The sequence below is a fragment of the Kitasatospora sp. RG8 genome, from assembly GCF_017813315.1.
Lineage (GTDB): Bacteria > Actinomycetota > Actinomycetes > Streptomycetales > Streptomycetaceae > Kitasatospora.
The window spans coordinates 198,440-213,620 of the sequence record NZ_JAGIYX010000010.1; the positions used below are offsets into that span (position 1 = coordinate 198,440).

General features: G+C 73.7%; 13 protein-coding genes and 1 tRNA gene. 10 read left to right on the plus strand and 4 right to left on the minus strand.

Going from position 1 to position 15,181, the window contains the following annotated elements:
• Positions 1–174 precede the first annotated feature (174 nt).
• On the minus strand, positions 175–1,665 hold the full coding sequence (locus J5Y04_RS17960) for a potassium/proton antiporter (RefSeq protein ID WP_209413035.1): 1,491 nt from the start codon (positions 1,663–1,665) through the stop codon (positions 175–177).
• A gap of 324 nt (positions 1,666–1,989) precedes the next feature.
• On the opposite strand from J5Y04_RS17960, the gene J5Y04_RS17965 reads away from it, so the two are divergent.
• Positions 1,990–4,710, plus strand: coding sequence for a penicillin acylase family protein (locus tag J5Y04_RS17965; protein ID WP_209413036.1), 2,721 nt, complete (start codon positions 1,990–1,992; stop codon positions 4,708–4,710).
• Between the two features lie 58 nt (positions 4,711–4,768).
• Here J5Y04_RS17965 and J5Y04_RS17970 read toward each other — a convergent pair whose 3' ends face one another.
• The gene (locus tag J5Y04_RS17970; RefSeq protein ID WP_209413083.1) at positions 4,769–5,362 is read right to left on the minus strand and encodes a 5-formyltetrahydrofolate cyclo-ligase; all 594 of its coding nucleotides are present in this window, start codon (positions 5,360–5,362) and stop codon (positions 4,769–4,771) included.
• A 75-nt stretch (positions 5,363–5,437) separates the two neighbouring features.
• Between J5Y04_RS17970 and J5Y04_RS17975 the strand changes: the two genes are divergently transcribed.
• From J5Y04_RS17975 to J5Y04_RS18010, 8 genes are all read left to right on the plus strand, one after another.
• Positions 5,438–6,346 carry a GGDEF domain-containing protein gene (locus tag J5Y04_RS17975; protein WP_209413037.1) on the plus strand — a complete coding sequence of 303 codons (909 nt, stop codon included), beginning with the start codon at positions 5,438–5,440 and terminating at the stop codon, positions 6,344–6,346.
• Between the two features lie 13 nt (positions 6,347–6,359).
• Positions 6,360–7,280, plus strand: a complete 921-nt coding sequence (galU, locus tag J5Y04_RS17980) for a UTP--glucose-1-phosphate uridylyltransferase GalU (RefSeq protein WP_209413038.1) — start codon at positions 6,360–6,362, stop codon at positions 7,278–7,280.
• Between the two features lie 25 nt (positions 7,281–7,305).
• A complete protein-coding gene (glp, locus tag J5Y04_RS17985; RefSeq protein ID WP_209413039.1) occupies positions 7,306–8,670 on the plus strand; it encodes a gephyrin-like molybdotransferase Glp in 1,365 nt (454 codons plus the stop codon).
• Positions 8,671–8,839: 169 nt separating this feature from the next.
• The gene (gene moaC / locus J5Y04_RS17990) at positions 8,840–9,280 is read left to right on the plus strand and encodes a cyclic pyranopterin monophosphate synthase MoaC (protein ID WP_245205005.1); all 441 of its coding nucleotides are present in this window, start codon (positions 8,840–8,842) and stop codon (positions 9,278–9,280) included.
• Complete coding sequence (locus tag J5Y04_RS17995; RefSeq protein WP_209413041.1) at positions 9,277–9,795, plus strand: molybdenum cofactor biosynthesis protein B; 519 nt, start codon at positions 9,277–9,279, stop codon at positions 9,793–9,795. The genes moaC and J5Y04_RS17995 overlap by 4 nt, the downstream gene beginning before the upstream one ends.
• 38 nt (positions 9,796–9,833) lie before the next feature.
• A complete protein-coding gene (locus J5Y04_RS18000; protein WP_374106049.1) occupies positions 9,834–10,418 on the plus strand; it encodes a GNAT family N-acetyltransferase in 585 nt (194 codons plus the stop codon).
• A 150-nt stretch (positions 10,419–10,568) separates the two neighbouring features.
• Complete coding sequence (glpR, locus tag J5Y04_RS18005; protein WP_209413042.1) at positions 10,569–11,627, plus strand: gephyrin-like molybdotransferase receptor GlpR; 1,059 nt, start codon at positions 10,569–10,571, stop codon at positions 11,625–11,627.
• A gap of 82 nt (positions 11,628–11,709) precedes the next feature.
• Positions 11,710–11,783: transfer RNA gene (locus J5Y04_RS18010), tRNA-Ala, on the plus strand.
• Positions 11,784–12,040: 257 nt separating this feature from the next.
• Here J5Y04_RS18010 and J5Y04_RS18015 read toward each other — a convergent pair.
• Both J5Y04_RS18015 and J5Y04_RS18020 read right to left on the minus strand, forming a co-directional pair.
• Positions 12,041–12,916: a peptidase gene (locus tag J5Y04_RS18015; RefSeq protein WP_209413043.1), complete on the minus strand. Its 876-nt coding sequence runs from the start codon at positions 12,914–12,916 to the stop codon at positions 12,041–12,043.
• 2 nt (positions 12,917–12,918) lie between these two features.
• Positions 12,919–14,238: a VWA domain-containing protein gene (locus tag J5Y04_RS18020; RefSeq protein WP_307853168.1), complete on the minus strand. Its 1,320-nt coding sequence runs from the start codon at positions 14,236–14,238 to the stop codon at positions 12,919–12,921.
• A gap of 319 nt (positions 14,239–14,557) precedes the next feature.
• On the opposite strand from J5Y04_RS18020, the gene J5Y04_RS18025 reads away from it, so the two are divergent.
• A complete protein-coding gene (locus J5Y04_RS18025; protein ID WP_209413045.1) occupies positions 14,558–15,070 on the plus strand; it encodes a DUF1269 domain-containing protein in 513 nt (170 codons plus the stop codon).
• Positions 15,071–15,181: the final 111 nt, after the last annotated feature.

Sequence of the window (15,181 nt, forward strand, 5' to 3'; positions counted from 1 at the left end):
CAATTGAAGGTAAACGGCGGACGAACCCCTCAAGTCGCAGGCCAGGGCGTCCGTTCAGCCACTTCAAGCCCCCCTGCTCGGCTGCCCCCGGGTCCCGCCCGGCCCCTGCCCGGCCGCCCCCGGGTCCCGCCCGGCCCCTGCCCGGCCGCCCCCGGGTCCCGCGCCCGGCCTCCCTCAGCGCCCCCGGCCGTTCAGCCACCCGGCGAGCTTGCCGCCCTTGTCCACGGCCCGCAGCCGCCGCTCCGCGGCCTCGCCCACCTCGTCGGTGGTGACCACCAGCAGCTCGTCGCCGCCGCGCAGCACGGTCGCCTTGTCCGGGACGAAGCTGCTCCCCTCGCGGACGACCAGGGTGACCGCCGCCCCGGCCGGCAGCCGCAGCTCGCTGATCTCCACGCCGGACATCTTCGAGTCAGGCGCCAGCGCCACCGAGAGCAGGTGTCCGTGCAGCTTCTCCAGCGGGGCGGACTCGATGCCGAGGTCCTGTCCCATCGAGCCCTCGCCGATCCGCAGCCACTTGGCCACCAGGGGCAGGGTGGGGCCCTGGAGCAGGGTGAACACCACGACCAGGATGAAGACGATGTTGAAGACTTCCTGGGCCATCGGGGCGCCCGCGACCATCGGGATGGTGGCCAGCACGATGGGCACCGCCCCGCGCAGTCCGGCCCAGCTCAGCAGCGCCTGTTCGCGCACGGGGAGCCTGAACGGCGTGAGGGTGAGCACCACCGAGAGCGGCCGCGCCAGGAAGACCAGCACCGCGCCGATCACCAGCGCGGGCACCACGGCCGAGCCCATCGACTCGGGGGCGCAGAGCAGGCCGAGCAGCACGAACATGCCGATCTGCCCGATCCAGGCCAGCCCGTCGGCGAAGCCGCGGACGGCCGGTCCGTGCGGCAGCTTGGCGTTGCCGAGGATGACGGCGCTGATGTAGACGGCGAGGAAGCCGGAGCCGTGCAGCAGTGCGCCGCCCGCGTAGGCGAGCACGGTGAGCGCCATGACCGCGATCGGGTAGAGGCCGGAGGACGGCAGTGCGACGTGCTTGATCCCGAACGCGCCGATCCTGCCGACCGCGAAGCCGACGGCCGCGCCGATCGCCAGTTCGGCGACGATCGTGCCGACCAGCACGTACCAGGAGTCCAGCTCGCCCGCGGTGGCGAAGGCCACGACCAGGATGACCACGGGCGCGTCGTTGAAGCCGGACTCCGCCTCCAGCAGGCCGGTGAGCCGGTGCGGCAGCGGCACCATCCGCAGGACGGAGAAGACGGCCGCGGCGTCGGTCGAGGAGACGATCGCGCCGAGCAGCATGGAGGTCCGCCAGTCGAGGCCGACCAGCCAGTGGGCGCCGGCGGCGGTCACGAAGACGCTGACCCCGACGCCGACGGTGGCGAGCACGGTGGCGGCGGGCATCACCGGTCTCACCTCGCGCCAGCTGGTCTTGAGACCGCCCTCGGCCAGGATCACCACTAGGGCGGCGTAGCCGAGCACCTGGGTGAGGGCGGCGTTGTTGAAGGAGACGCCGAGGCCGTTCTGGCCGAGGGCGACGCCGATGCCGAGGTAGATCAGCAGGCTGGGCAGTCCCGACCGGGTCGAGATGCGCACGGCGACCACCGCGACCAGCAGGATCACGGAGAACTCGAGGAGCAGCTGGTTCAAGTGGTCGACGTTCACGCAGGGGCACCTCGGGCAGGCTGGGGGCGGGCGGGGTGTCTGGCGGCGGTGAGGCCGGAGGAGTCGACGGCCGGAAGGGGGACGGGGCCGGCGAAGGCCGATTGCTCCCCTTGCGGATCGTTACTCAGTCTAACATTTTGCCATATCTTTAGCTTCACCTTTCCCACCGGCCTCCCGCCTGCGGTTCTCTGACCTCCCCGGATCCCACCGTGGGCGTCCCCCGTGCACGCCCGCCAGCCGAGTCGGCCTAATGTGGTGCCCTGTCATGGCCGAGTGCCCTGGACATGCCCACCTGCTCCCCAGTCGAGGACCGCAAGGACCCAGATGCCCCGCTCGAAGAAGTTCCGGCGCGCCCGTCTGATCGTGATCGTGCTGGTCGTGCTGCTGGTGGCCGGCACCGGCTACGGCGGCTACCGGGGGGTGGCCGCGGTCCGCGCGTCGTTCCCGGAGGTCGACGGCAGCGTCAAGGTGGCGGGCCTGAGCGCGCCGGTCGACGTCAAGCGGGACGCCAACGGCATCCCCCAGCTCTACGCCGACACCGGCGAGGACCTCTTCCGGGCCCAGGGCTACGTCCAGGCCCAGGACCGCTTCTGGGAGATGGACGTCCGGCGGCACATCACCGCCGGCCGCCTCTCCGAGATGTTCGGCGACGGCCAGGTCGAGACCGACTCCTTCATCCGCACCATGGGCTGGCGCCAGGTGGCGCAGAAGGAGTTCGACGAGAAGCTCGCGCCGGAGACCAAGAAGTACCTCCAGGCCTACGCGGACGGCGTCAACGCCTGGCTCGGCGAACACCCCGGCGGCCAGAGCGCCTCGCTGGAGTACACGCTGCTCGGCGTCGTCAACGGCGGCTACAAGCCCGAGCAGTGGACGCCCGTCGACTCGGTGTCCTGGCTGAAGGCGATGGCCTGGAACCTCTCCGGGAACCTCCAGGAGGAGATCGACCGCTCGCTGCTCGCCCAGGACTTCAGCCCGGAGAAGATCGCCGAGCTGTACCCGGAGTACCCGTACGCGAGCAACGGCACGATCGTGAGGACCGGCACCGTCAGCGGCGACACCTACCGCCCCGCCGACGGCGCCGCCCCGGCCGCCGGCGCGCCCGGCACCGGTTCCGCCGCCCAGGGTGCGGCTGCCACCAAGGCGATGCTGAAGGACGTCACCGACCGGATCGACGCGATGCCGCAGCTGCTCGGCCGACAGGGCCAGGGCATCGGGTCCAACTCCTGGGCGGTCGCCGGTTCGCACACCACGACCGGCAAGCCGCTGCTGGCCAACGACCCGCACCTCGGCCCCGGCCTGCCCTCGGTCTGGTACCAGATGGGCCTGCACTGCCGGACCGTCTCGGCCGCCTGCCAGTACGACGTCTCGGGCTTCACCTTCGCCGGCATGCCGGGCGTGGTGATCGGCCACAACAAGGACATCGCCTGGGGTTTCACCAACCTCGGCGCCGACGTCACCGACCTCTTCCTGGAGAAGGTCACCGGCCCGGAGACGTACCTGGTGGACGGCAAGGAGGTGAAGTTCGCGCTGCGCAAGGAGACCATCAAGGTCGCCGGCGGCGAGGACCGCACCATCACCGTCCGCACCACGCAGACCGGCGCACCGCTGATCTCCGACCAGAGCACCGAGCAGCAGAACGTCGGCAAGTACGCGCCGAACGGCACCGCCGCCCCCGACCGCGGCACCGGCGGCTACGGCGTCGCCCTGCAGTGGACGGCGCTCAGCCCCGGCAAGACCATGGACGCCGTCTTCGAGCTGGACCGCGCCAAGGGCTGGGACGACTTCCGGGCCGCCGCCAAGGACTTCGCCGTCCCCGCGCAGAACCTGATCTACGCCGACTCCAAGGTCATCGGTTACCAGGCCCCCGGCGACATCCCCGTGCGGGGCAAGGGCGACGGCACCTACCCGGCCCCCGGCTGGGACTCCGCCTACCAGTGGAAGGGCTCCATCCCCTTCACCGCCCTGCCGTACAGCTACAACCCCCCGGCCGGCTACATCGTCACCGCCAACCAGGCCGTGGTCGACCCCTCGTACAAGTACCTGCTGACCAAGGACTGGGAGTACGGCACCCGGGCCAAGGAGATCACCGACCAGATCGAGGCCAAGCTCAAGAACAACGGCAGGATCTCGCCGGACGACATGCAGGAGATGCAGCTCGACAACACCAGCATCCTCGCGAAGAAGCTGGTCCCGCTGCTGCTCAAGGTGCAGATCGACGACCCGTACGTGCGCGAGGCGCAGGACCTCCTGAAGGACTGGAACTACCACCAGGACGCCGACTCGGCCGCCGCCGCCTACTACAACGGCGTCTGGCGCCAGCTGCTCAGCCTCTCCTTCGGCCAGAAGTTCCCGGCCGACCTGCGGGCCAAGGACAACTGCCTGCTGGTCCGCCGGCAGACCGACCCGACCAAGCCGGACAGCAGCACCCAGATCGTCACCGAGTGCGGCACCCGTGACCCGGGCAAGGCCCAGCCGGACGGCGGCGACCGCTGGACCGAGGTGGTGCGCCAGCAGCTGGACAAGCCCGACAGCGGCTGGTGGACGTACATCGACTCGGAGCACAAGGAGCAGAAGGGCCTGGACAACCTGCTCGCCGAGGCGATGAAGAACGCCCGTCAGGACCTCACCTCGCTGCTCAGCAAGGACGTCTCCACCTGGAGCTGGGGCCGCCTGCACAAGCTGACGCTGCGCGAGCAGACCATGGGGACCGACGACTCGTCGATCGCCTCCGGCGTCGTGCACAAGCTGCTCAACCGCGGCCCCTACCGCCTCTCGGGCGGTTCGGCGGCGGTCGACGCGGCCGGCTGGAACGCGGCCGCCGGGTACGAGGTGGACTGGATCCCGTCGATGCGGATGGTGGTCGACATGAGCGACCTCGACGCCTCGCGCTGGATCAACGTCGGCGGCGCCTCCGGGCACGCCTTCCACCCCAACTACAACGACCAGACCGACCTCTGGCTCGACGGCAAGCTGCTGACCTGGGCCTTCTCGCCGGACGCGGTCGAGAAGTCGGCCAAGAACAAGCTGGTGCTGACCACCGGCTGACCCGCCGCAGGACCGCGGCCCCGCCCACCCCGCACCGGGGAGGGCGGGGCCGCGGCCGTTACCGGCCCGGCGCGTCCCCGCCGAGGCGGTGCAGCCCCGACGGCGTGAGCGCCACGTCCACCGGCAGGTCGTGCGGCTCGGCCGGCACGCTCGCCAGCAGCTCGTGCTCGTACAGCAGCACCGCCAGCAGCGGCCGTACGCCGGCCCGCTCCAGCCGGGCCAGCACCCGGTCGTACGAGCCGCCGCCCCGGCCCAGCCGCAGCCCCTGCCGGTCCACCGCCAGGCCCGGCAGCAGCACCAGCTCCGCCCCGGTCACCGCCTCCGGCCCGAGCCGGCCGCCGACCGGCTCCAGCAGCCCGCGCCCGGCCGGGGCCAGCGCCCCGGGACCCTCGTACGCGGCCCAGTCCAGGTCGTTGTCGGCCAGCAGTACCGGCAGCAGCACCCGCACCCCGCGCGCCAGCAGCGCGTCCAGCAGCGGACGGGTGCCCGGCTCGGCGCCGACCGAGACGTAGGCGGCCACCGTGGCACCCGGCGCGGCCAGCTCCCCGGCGTGCCCGGCCAGCTCCTCCGCGGCCGCCTCGCGGACCTCCGGCGCCAGTGCGCGCCGCTGCGACAGCAGCCGTGTCCTCAGCGCGCTCTTCTCGTTGTGCATGGGATCCTCCACGGCTCGATCCTCCCCAGCTCTGTGCGGGCGACGCCCAGAGCCTGACATGCGGAAGGCACCCCGATGTCCACCCCGCTGCTGGTCCAGGCCCTGGCCGTCCTGAGTGCCCCCGCGCTGGCCGGCGCCACCGCGCTCGGGCTGCGACAGCGCCGCCGCGACCGGGGCGCGGCCGCCCGCGAGGCCGGGCTGCGCGAGCGCGTCGCCGGGCTGGAGGCCCGCTGCGCCGAGCTGGAGCGCACCGCCTCCTGCGACCCGCTCACCGGCGTCTGGAACTACCGGCACCTCCAGCTCACCCTGGACGGGGAGATCGAGCGGGCCCGCCGCGCCGAGCAGGCCGAGCAGCAGGACGGGCCGCGCCCGGTGGCCCTGCTGCTGCTGGAGATCGCGGGCTTCGAGGCGGTCGTCGCCGAGCACGGCCGGGCCCGGGCCAACGCGGTGCTGCGCGACCTCGCCCAGCGGCTCGGCATGGAGATCCGCCGCTCGGACACCTTCGGCCGGTACAGCGGCGAGGAGTTCATGGCCGTGCTGCCGGACACCGGCGCGGAGGGCGCCGCGCAGGTCGCCGAGCGGCTGGTCTGGTCGGTCCGCCGCCACCTGCTGCTGGACTGGTCCTCCGGCCCGCGCGAGGACCGTCGCCCGCACGGCAACGGGCTGACCGCCGCCGTCGGCGTCGCGGTGCTGCCGGAGGACGGCACGCACGCCGCCGTGCTGCTCCGGGCCGCCGACCGGGCCCTGGCCGAGGCCCGGGCGGCCGGCGGGGACTGCTGGCGCGGAACGTCCTGCCCGCGGTCGCACGGCGGTCCCGCCGCCGAGCACGACCGTTCGGGAAAGGCGGGTAGTCTGTCGGCCTGTGCCGGTGAGGACACCCTCGCCTCTCCCGTCACCCCACCTCTGCCTGCCATCGTGGCCGGGCCCAGCAACGTGCTGTCACCACCGGTCCACCGCGCTCGGCCAGGCGTAAACATGCCTTAGTAAGGTAAAACGCATGACGACGACCAGCTCTCGACCGCCGGTAACCAAGGCCGTGGTCCCCGCCGCCGGACTGGGTACCCGCTTCCTCCCGGCGACCAAGGCCACTCCGAAGGAGATGCTGCCGGTCGTCGACAAGCCGGCGATCCAGTACGTCGTCGAGGAGGCCGCCGCCGCCGGGCTGTCCGACATACTGATGGTCACCGGCCGCAACAAGCGCGCTCTCGAGGACCACTTCGACCGCGCCTACGAGCTGGAGGAGCTGCTCGCCCGCAAGGGCGACCAGGACCGCCTGCGCCGGGTCCGCGAGTCCGTCGAGCTGGCCAACATGCACTACGTCCGCCAGGGCGACCCCAAGGGCCTCGGCCACGCCGTCTCGGTCGCCGAGCAGCACGTCGCCGGCCAGCCCTTCGCCGTCCTGCTCGGTGACGACCTGATCGACCCGCGCGACCCGCTGCTCGCCCGCATGATCGAGGTCCAGCAGGAGCTCGGCGGCTCGGTCGTCGCGCTGATGGAGGTCGACCCCTCCCAGATCCACCTCTACGGCTGCGCCGCCGTCAAGGCCAACGGCTTCGGCGAGGACGTCTTCCAGGTGACCGACCTGGTCGAGAAGCCCGAGACCGCCGAGGCCCCCTCGAACTACGCCGTCATCGGCCGCTACGTCCTCGACCCCTCGGTCTTCGACGTGCTGCGCGAGACCCCGCCCGGCCGCGGCGGCGAGATCCAGCTCACCGACGCCCTGCGCGAGCTGACCACCCGCGCCCCGGAGACCGGCGGCCAGGTGCACGGCGTCCTCTTCAAGGGCCGCCGCTACGACACCGGTGACCGCTCGGACTACCTGCGCGCTATCGTCCGACTGGCCTCCGAGCGCGAGGACCTCGGCCCGGAGTTCCGCTCCTGGCTCCGGGAGTTCGTCGCCTCCGAGCTCCAGGACTGACCTACGACAGAGAGCGAGTGAGCCGATGACCGGGTCCACGGAGGGCAACACCACCCCCGCCGCCTGCTGCGGGGGACCCGCGGACCCGGCACCGGCCGCTCGCTCCGGCGGCCTCTGGACGGTCGACGAGCACCTCGCCGACGTCCTGGCCGCCGTCGGCCCGCTGCCCGCGATCGAGCTCCAGCTGCTCGAAGCCCAGGGCTGCCGGCTCGACGAGGACGTCCTGGCCGACGGCGACCTGCCGCCCTTCGACAACAGCTCGATGGACGGCTACGCGCTCCGCACCGCCGACACCGCCGGCGCCACCGCCGAGTACCCCTCGGTCCTCGCCGTGGTCGGGGACATCGCGGCCGGCGCCGGCGACCTGCCCAAGGTCGGCCCCGGCCAGGCCGCCCGCATCATGACCGGCGCCCCCGTCCCGCCCGGCGCCCAGGCCGTCGCCCCGGTCGAGTGGACCGACGGCGGCACCGGCAGCGGGCAGGCCGCCGACGCGATGGCCGCCGCCGTCGAGGACGAGGAGGTCCGGGTGCTGCGCCCGGTCTCCGAGGGCGCCCACATCCGCCGCCGCGGAAGCGACGTCGCCGCCGGCTCGCGGGTGCTGGAGTCCGGCACCCGGCTCGGCCCCGCCCAGCTCGGCCTGCTCGCCGCGATCGGCCGGGCCACCGTGAAGGTCCGCCCGCGCCCGCGCGTGGTGGTCCTCTCCACCGGCAGCGAGCTGGTCCAGCCCGGCGAGCCGGTCGGCCCCGGCCAGATCTCCGACTCCAACAGCTTCACCCTCACCGCCGCGGCGCGGGACGCCGGCGCCATCGCCTACCGCGTCGGCGGCGTGCCCGACGACGCGGCGCGGCTGCGCGCCGTCCTGGAGGACCAGCTCGGCCGGGCCGACCTGATCGTCACCAGCGGTGGCGTCAGCGTCGGCGCGTACGACGTGGTCAAGGAGGTCTTCGAGTCCTACGGCGGGGTGGACTTCCGCCGGTTGCGGATGCAGCCCGGCAAGCCGCAGGGTTTCGGCCGGATCGGCGCCGGGAGCGGCGCAGGGGCCGGCGGCTCCGGCGTGCCGCTGATGGCCCTGCCCGGCAACCCGGTCAGCGCCTACATCTCCTTCGAGCTGTTCGTCCGCCCGGTGATCCGCACCATGCTCGGCGCCGCCGACGTCCACCGTCCGGTGGTCCGGGGGCTCTGCCGGTCGGCGCTGCGCTCGCCCGCGGGCCGCCGGCAGTTCCTGCGCGGCCGGTACGACGCCGCGGCCGGCGTGGTCGAGCCGGTGGGCGGGGCCGGGTCCCACCTGGTCGGCGCGCTGGCCCGGGCGGACTGCCTGATCACCGTCCCCGAGGACGTCACCGAGCTGCCCGCCGGCAGCGAGGTGGACGTCGTCCTGCTCGGCGGCTGACCGGCCGGCGCGGCGGGCCGTCTCGCGGACACGGCCCGTCCCACGCCCCGGCCGGGACGGGGGGTACGGTAGCGCGGTATTCGACCTGCGCGCCCCCTCTGGAGCACCCGTGAGCACCTCACCACCCGGCGACCGCCTGACCCATGTCGACGACCAGGGCGCGGCCCGGATGGTCGACGTCTCGGGGAAGGCCACCACCGCGCGCACCGCCGTCGCGGCCGGCCGGGTCCGGGTCTCCCCGCGCGTGGTCGAGCTGCTGCGCGGCGAGGGCGTGCCCAAGGGCGACGCCCTCGCCGTCGCCCGGATCGCCGGGATCATGGGCGCCAAGAAGACCCCGGACCTCATCCCGCTCTGCCACCCGATCGCGGTCTCCGGGGTCAAGGTGGACCTCTCCGTCGCGGACGACGCGGTCGAGATCACCGCGACCGTGAAGACCGCCGACCGCACCGGCGTCGAGATGGAGGCGCTCACCGCCGTCGCGGTGGCCGGCCTCACCGTGATCGACATGGTCAAGGCCGTCGACAAGAGCGCCACCATCGAGGCCGTCCGGGTGCTCAGCAAGACCGGCGGCAAGAGCGGCGACTGGTTCACCCCGGAGGCGGGCGCGTGAGCGCGCCGGCCGGACGGGCGCTCGCCGTCACCGTCTCCAACCGGGCCTCGGCCGGCGTCTACGAGGACAAGGGCGGCCCGCTGCTGGTGGCCGGCCTGCGCGCGATGGGCTTCACCGCCGACGGCCCCCGGGTCGTCCCGGACGGCGAACCGGTCGAGGCGGCCCTGCGGGAGGCGGTTGCGGCCGGCTACGACGTGGTGCTGACCACCGGCGGCACCGGCATCTCCCCGATGGACCTCACCCCCGAGATGACCGCCCGTGTCATCGACCGGCAGGTCCCCGGCATCGCCGAGGCCATCCGGGCCGAGGGCCGTGCGAAGGTCCCGACCTCCGCACTCTCCCGCGGGCTCGCCGGCCTCGCCGGACGTACCCTGATCGTCAACCTGCCGGGCTCGACCGGCGGCGTCAAGGACGGCCTGGCCGTCCTGGAGCCGCTGCTCGCCCACGCCGTCGACCAGCTCGGCGGCGGGGACCACCCCCGGCCCGACGCACCTGACTCCGGGAGAGCGCACTGAACGCCGGCTGGCCGGTAGAGCTCCACGAGGGGGAGGTCGTGCTGCGCCCGATCCGGGCCCGCGACCAGCGCGAGTGGCAGGAGGTCAGCCGGCGCAACCGGGACTGGCTGCGCCGCTGGGAGGCCACCGTGCCGCCCGGTCCGGCCGGCCAGGGCGCCGGTCCGCGGCCGACCTACCGGCAGATGGTCCGGTTCCTGCGCGGCGAGGCCTCGGCCGGCCGGATGCTGCCCTTCGTCGTGCTCTACAAGGGGCAGCTGGTCGGCCAGCTGACCGTGGGCGGGATCACCTGGGGCTCGATGTGCTCGGCCAACGTCGGCTACTGGATCGACGAGGCGGTGGCCGGCCGGGGCATCATGCCGGCCGCGGTGGCGCTTTCGGTGGACCACTGTTTCCGCACCCTCGGACTCCACCGGATCGAGGTCTGCATCCGTCCCGAGAACGCCCCGAGCCGGCGCGTGGTGGAAAAGCTCGGTTTCCGCTCGGAGGGAATGCGGCCCCGCTATCTGCACATCGACGGCGACTGGCGGGACCACCTGGTGTACGCGCTCACCGCCGAGGAGGTCCCCGAGGGGATGCTGGAGCGCTGGCGGACGCTCAGTTCGGGCAGGGGTCCAGGTAATTGAATATATGTTCGAAAGAAATATCGATATGGCATCGGCGTGGCGACGGACGGGCACAAATACCGGCAAAATAGTCGGAGAATCAGCTTGATCACACGACACGCCGTGCCAAATTGCTGCCAGGCCTTCCCCGGCGCCCGTACGGTGTGAAACGTGAGCAGTAGCGGCCTTATCTACGCCGTCATCGTAGGGGCCTGGGCCGCCTATCTCGTGCCGATGTGGCTCCGCAGGCAGGACGAGCTCAACGAGGCGCGCCCGACGGAACGCTTCAGCACCGCCATCCGCCTGCTGGCCGGGCGTTCGGCGCTGGAGCGGCGGGCATCCCGGGCCCTGGGCGACGAACCGCGTGACGACGAGCAGAGCAAGGACGGCCCTCCCGGACGGGACGAGGCCGCCTCCGGCGACCCCGGGGACACCCCGGCGGACGGTACGGCGGACGGCGCGGCGGAGGCCCCGTCGGACGGCCCGGCCGAACGCGCCGTGGAGCCCCCCGCGGGGCACGCGGCCGAGCGGACCGCCGAGGAGACCGCCGAGCGGCGGGCCGGGGCCGAGCGCCGGGCCCGGCTGCTGGCCCGGCGGCGCCGGATGGTCAGCGTCCTCTTCCTGGCGTTCGCGTTCGGCGCGGTCGTCGCGGCGGTGGCCGGTCTGGCCTTCCTCTGGGTCCCGGCCGTGCCGGCCGTCCTCCTCACCCTCTACATCGGCCACCTGCGGCGGCTGGAGCGCCTGCGGTACGAGGTGAAGCTCGACCGCGCCCGGGCGGCCCAGGCCGCCGAGCGGCTGCGCAAGCGCGAGCAGCGGCGCGCCGAGGCCCGGCCGGCAGAGGAGCTGCCGCCGGTCGCCCCCGAGGAGCCCGTCCGTGCCCGCCCGCACCTGCGGCTCGCCACCGACCCGGAGCCGGCCGAACCCGCGCCGGCCGCCACCACCGGTGCGGCCTCGGCCTCGGCCGTGGCGGAGGCGACCGAGCACGAGGAGTGGGTCGACGGCATGCGCGAGCGCGGTGCGGCCGGCCCGGACTCCTGGGAGCCCGTCCCCGTCCCGCTGCCGACCTACGTCACCGCCCCGGTGGCCCCCCGGGTCACCCGCGGCCTCGACCTGTCGGCCCCGGGCACCTGGACGGCCGGCCGCCCCACCGAGGCCCGCACCACCCCGCTCTTCGACCAGTACGCCGAAGCGCCGGCCCCCGAGACCCGCCCCCGCGCGGCCAACGAATGACCGCGCCGGGACGCCGGTCGGGACGGCGTCCCGGGGGGTGGTCACGAGCCCCCTCGGAAAGGTGCTAAAGTTTCTTCTCGTTGGGGCTGTGGCGCAGTCCGGTAGCGCACCTCGTTCGCATCGAGGGGGTCAGGGGTTCGAATCCCCTCAGCTCCACCCAACAGGAAGTCCCGCCCGATCATCAGATCGGGCGGGACTTCTGCGTTGTGGGGGGAAGGGCGCCGGACGGGGGCTCAGGCGACTCCTGAGGGGCCCCGGTTGGGCGGTGTGACGATGATCACTCGGGTGTGCCGGCCGCCGTGCAGGGTGCGTGGTGGAGGCAGTCGTGGCCGGTGGCGCCCTCTGCGGCGAAACGGCCGAGGGCCGGGCGGAGCGGGTGCTCCGGCCGGCCCTCGGGGGTGGGGCGGGGTCCGTCAGGGCTGGCCGGAGCCCGCGTACGGGCCCGGCTGCGGGGCCCCGGCCTGCGGCGGCACGCTGCCGTAGCGGGCCGGACGGTGGCCGCGCGGGTGGCGGGTCAGGGTGTAGCCCGCGACGCCTGCCAGGGCGGCCAGGGCGCCGCCGGCCAGGGTCCAGAACCAGCGGGTGTTCCAGCCGGAGAACCAGCCGGTGTACCAGTGCTCCTCGGGCTCCTCGGGTGCGGCCGCCTTGGCGGTCGCGGCGCCGCCGCCGGCCGGCGGGACGAGCGGGGCCTTGAGGTTGCCGCCCTCCGGCTGGGCGTTGTCCGCGTCGCCCTTGGCGGCGACGTGCAGCTGGACGGAGGCGGCGAGGCCGAGGTCGGGCTGCGGGACGTCGGAGACCGACAGGCGGACGTAGTAGGTGCCGGGAAGCGGGTCGCCGGACCACGGCTCGGCCCAGGACCGGACCTCGCGCAGGGTGCAGCTCAGCGCGAGCGAGGCCGCGGCGGGCTCGGCGGTCGCGTTCTGGGTGCCGGCGGTGCAGGACTGGCGGCGGCGCAGCCCGTCGAACACCTCGACGCTCCAGCTCTGCGGGCCGTGCCGGTCCGCCGAGGGCGCCAGGTTGACGGTCAGGCCGACCGTCGGCGTCTGGCCCTCGGAGGCGCCGAACGCCCAGTACAGGTAGTCGCCGGTGGAGGCCGAGACGTTGGCGTCCTGGCCGGCGGCGAGGTTGATGGCGGTCAGGAAGGACGTCCCGGCCTTGGTGACCGGTGCCGGGGTGCCGCTGGCGCCGGCCGTCGGGGACGGCGAGGCGGCGGAGGCGGCCGGAGCCGCGACCACGAGGGCCGGGAGCAGGGCCAGGCCGGCCAGGGCGGTACGGAAAGAGGTGCGCATGGTCAGTTCTCCCGCCAGACAGCGATCCGCCAGCGTGCGATCCAGCCGAAGACCAGGCCGGTGAGCAGGCCGGCCAGGGTGAGCACCAGTAGCAGGATCCAGCCGCGGCCGAGACCCATCGCCGGGCCGTCCGGGGCGGGCGAGGCGGCGGCCAGGTCGACCGTCAGCTCCAGCGGCAGGCCGGGCTCGGCCTGGACACCGGGCTGGGCGGCCAGCGAGTTGCTGACGACCAGGCAGACGGTCGTCTCCGGCTTGCCGCTGGGCGAGGCGGACGGCGTCGCCGACGCGTAGCCCTTGGAGTCGCCGGTGGACCAGCGCAGGCCGGCGGAGACCACGTCGGTCCGGCCGCTGCCGGCGTCGGTGCCGCGGACCAGCTCCTGGCCGGTGGCGCTGGTGGCCTGGAGCAGGACGCCGTAGTCGCGGGCCACGGCCCGGTCCACGGAGACGCTGACGGAGGCGCGCAGCTCCTGCCCGGCCTTGACCGGGACGCGGTACACGCGGTGCTCGGAGAACTTCTCCCGGTCGCTGTAGACGCCGGGGGTCAGGACGGGGGCGCTCTCGCACTTGTCGGTGCCCGCGGTCTTGACCGGCGTCACGGTGTAGGTGTCGTTGGAGCGGTCGACCAGCTGCTTCACCTTGTCGGTGAGCTGCTCCTGGGTGCGCACGTCGGTGTAGGTGCCGCCGGTGGCGTTGGCGATGCAGAGCAGCTGCTGGCGGGTCTTGTCGTCGTGCGCCAGGCCCAGGGTGTCGACCACCAGGTGGATGCCCTGGGCGGCCAGCTCGCGGGCCACGTCGCACGGGTCCGGCGGGGCGCAGGAGTCCTCGCCGTCGGTGATCAGCACCACCCGTCGGGTGGTCTCGCCCTTGCCGAGGTCCTGGGCGGCTCCGCGCAGGGCGAGGCCGATCGGGGTCCAGCCGGTCGGGCGCAGGGTCGCGACGGCGGTCTTGGCCTCGACCTTGTTGGTCTTGCCGACGGGGAACAGCTGCCGGGTGTCCTGGCAGCCCTGGGCCTTGTCGTCGCCGGGGTAGTTGGCGCCCAGGGTGCGGATGCCGAACTCGGTCTCCGCGGGAAGGGCGTCGATCACCTCGTTGAGGGACTGCTGGGCCACCGCGATGCGGCTCTTGCCCTGGATGTCGGTGGCCCGCATGGAGCCGCTGACGTCCAGGACGAGGTCGACCCGGGGGGCCTCCTTGCCGCCGGCGGCGCCGGCTGATGGTTCGTCGGCATGGGCGGGCAGGCCGCTGAGCAGCGCACCGCCTGTTATCGCCAGGGCGGCCAGCAGGCTGCCGAGCCTGGCCTTCGGTCGTCGTCCGGTAGTCACCCGCCAGATCCTAGGGATCATCAGTTCGCCGTGGCCAACGAGGTCCGGTGCGCGGCCGGCCGGGAACCGGCGTGAACTCCCGGGCGCCGGTGGGTGATCGGACGCCGGGCGCGAGCTGGTGCGCCCGTCGGGGAGGCGGTGGCGTGCGAGGCCGTTTCCGGGCGGGGCCGGGGGAGGGGTGCGGGCAATCCGGGACACACCGGGCGGAAGAGTCAATAAATATGGATAGTGCTCGTTAGGGTGACGAACGGGTCATGGGTGCTGCCGTGACGGCGCGCCCTCCCGGCCGGTACGTCCGACTGATTGGAAGGACCAGCACGTGAGCAACCTCTTCGCTATCGCCTACCCGGATCTGGCCACTGCTCGGGCGGTGCGCAACGAGGCGGTCGGACTGCAGAAGCAGAAGCTGATCGACCTGGAGGACGCGGTCGTCGTCGAGCGCCGCGAGGACGGCCGGATCAAGCTGCACCAGCAGGTCGGCACCACGGGTGCGGGAGCCGCCTCCGGGGCGCTCTGGGGCGGGGTGATCGGCCTGCTGTTCTTCATGCCGTTCCTCGGCGCGGCGGTCGGCGGTGCCACGGGCGCCGCGGTGGGCGCCTCCACCGACATCGGGGTGGACGACAACTTCATGCGCGAGGTCGGCGAGCACCTCCAGCCGGGCACCGCCGCCGTCTTCCTGCTGGTCCGCAAGGCCACCGCGGACAAGGTCCTCCCGGCGCTGGCCCGTTACGGGGGGAAGATCATCCAGACCTCGCTCTCCGCCGCGGCGGAGGCCGAGCTGAAGGCGACCGTCGAGGCGTCCCGGCCGCAGCCCGCTCCGGCCTCCGCCTGAGCCACCGGCCTCCTGACCAGCCGCTCACATCGGGGCGGACGGGCGCGGCCGCCCGTCCGCCCCGATCGCCGTCCTCCGACGGCCCCGCCCCCGCACCACCACCGCAGCAGG